Annotated in this window: 1 protein-coding gene; it reads left to right on the top strand. The window is 72.9% G+C overall.

Going from position 1 to position 2,099, the window contains the following annotated elements; all coding sequences use genetic code 11:
- Positions 1 to 248: 248 nt before the first annotated feature.
- Positions 249 to 2,054 (top strand): ALF repeat-containing protein, encoded by a 1,806-nt coding sequence (locus tag ABZZ17_RS38885; RefSeq protein WP_356883926.1) that lies wholly within the window; start codon positions 249 to 251, stop codon positions 2,052 to 2,054.
- Positions 2,055 to 2,099: the final 45 nt, after the last annotated feature.

Genomic DNA, 2,099 nt, shown 5'->3' with positions numbered 1-2,099 from the left:
GCTCGCGCACGAGCGTGGCGCGCAGCCGCTGGTAGACGCTGAGCGCCTCGCCGCGGGCCACCAGGGCCGCGGGCACCGCCCAGTCGCTCGCGAACCGGGCGGCCAGCGCCGCACGTGTCGCCCGTGACGCCGCCCGCAGCGCCGCCGCCCACGCGATCAAGGCAGCCGAGGCAGCCGAGGACGCGGCCGACAACGCGGGTAAGGCGATCGAGTACGCCAAGCGGTCCACGGCCTATGCGGAGGCCGCGATGCAGGCGGCCACCACCGCCGCCGACGCGATCAGGGAAGCCCAGGCGGTCGAGGAGGCGGCTCGCGCCGCGGAGCTCGCCCGCATCGACGAGGACACCAAGCTGGGCATCCTGGAGGCGCGGCTGGGGGCCCAGGCGGAGGCCGACGACGCGGCCCGGGCCGCGCGGCAGCGGACGCAGGCGGACCAGACCTCGGCGGAGATCAAGGACCTGATCGCCGCCGCGGAGACGGCGCTTCGGACCGGTGCCCCCAACGCGGCCGCCGCCGGCCGCAAGGCCGCCGTCAAGCTCCTGGACTCGGGCGGTACCTGGACGCGGGAGGCCGCCGAATTCGCTCTGGCCGGCACCGACTCCGACGTGGCCAACTGGATCGACACCGACCGTCACCTCGCGCAGAAGCAGGACGACCGCGAGAACGTCGCCACCGTCAGCCGGGTGACCACATCGGCGGTCGCCACGGCCGCACACCAGGCCCTGGTCAGCGGCGACCCCGACGCCGCCCGGAAGTTCCTCGACGCCGGCGTGGTCGAGGCGGCGGCGGTGGACAACCGGGTCACCATCTTCAGGATCCTGGGCGAGAACCCGGGGCCGGCCGTCAAGGAGAAGGCCGAGGCCGCGCTGCGTGACGGCAGCGGCAGGGCCCTGGCGCACTTCCTCACCGTCGAACTGGCGGAAGCGGTCAAGCGGGACGACCACGTCGAGGTGTTCCGTCTCCTCGGCAGCGACGGCCCCTACATGCAGTCGGCGGCGAAGATCGTCCTTGAGGGATCCGCCCGCATGCGGCGCTACTTCGTGATGCACGACCAGTACAACATCGCCCGCCTCGACCACGACCGCGCCACCCACATCGCGGCCATCCGTGCCTCCATCGCCCACGGCGCGCGGATCGCCGCCAAGGCACTGCAGGATGCCGCTCGCGCCTCCGAGGCGGCGGCGCAGGCACGCCAGGCCGCGCAGGAGGCCTCGGAGTGGGCGCTGAAGGCACAGGGGTACGCCAAGGACGCCGACAACGCCGCGAAGGAAGCGAAGGACAGCGCTGACGCGGCCGACCGGTCCGCGGCCTCCGCGGCGCAGTCGGCGCAGCAGGCGAAGAGCGCGGCGTCCCTCGCCCAGGTCGCTGCCCGGACGGCGAACTACTCCATGCGCCAAGCCGTGGCGTCCGCTCAGCAGGCCGTGGCCTTCGCGGCGAGCGCGCAGTCCTCCAAGACCCAGGCAGCCGAATCCTCCGCGCAGGCGGGCAAGGACGAGAAGGCCGCGGCCGCGGCCGCCAGTGCAGCCCACCAGATCGAGATCAACAAGCGGGACGCCGAGCTCGCGACCTCGTCGCAATCGGCCGCGCAGCAGGCCAAGTGGCACGAGCAGGCAGGGACCAGCCCGGCCACGGAGGTTGACGACGACGGCGAGACCAAGTTCTGGGGCATGTGGCCGGAGGACGTCAAGGACACCAAGGACTGGGCCAAGGTCACCGGCCACTGGAGCACGGTCGCCGGAGGCGCCGCCGTCATCCTGGGGGTCGGCGGCTTCATCTTCCCGCCCCTGTTCGCGGTTGCCGCGGTCGTCGGCATCGTCTCCTGGGGGCTGCAGGGGGCGAGCGCGCTCCTCAATGGCATCAGCTACGGCCGGCACGACGCGCGGTTCCACCAGGCACTCGGCGCGTTCGCGCTCGGTGGCATCCTGATGGGCAAGGGGAAGATCCTCGGCAGGTTGGGCAATCAGATCTCCAAGGAAGCCGGCAAGAAGATCGCCGGTGCCGCTGGTGCGGTGGGAGACGCGACAACCACCGTGGTCGGCTGGCTCACCTGGTAGGCCGTCACCCCGTGCGGGCGGGACGGCGCTGAGCCGTCCCGCCCC

Source organism: Streptomyces sp. NPDC006512, assembly GCF_040611935.1.
Taxonomy (GTDB): domain Bacteria; phylum Actinomycetota; class Actinomycetes; order Streptomycetales; family Streptomycetaceae; genus Streptomyces.
This window is presented reverse-complemented; position numbering and strand designations above follow the sequence as displayed.

What these genes read in the sequence shown, in the direction of transcription:
- ABZZ17_RS38885 (WP_356883926.1), top strand. Translation starts at nt 249, where the DNA reads ATGCAGGCGGCCACCACCGCCGCCGACGCGATCAGGGAAGCCCAGGCG.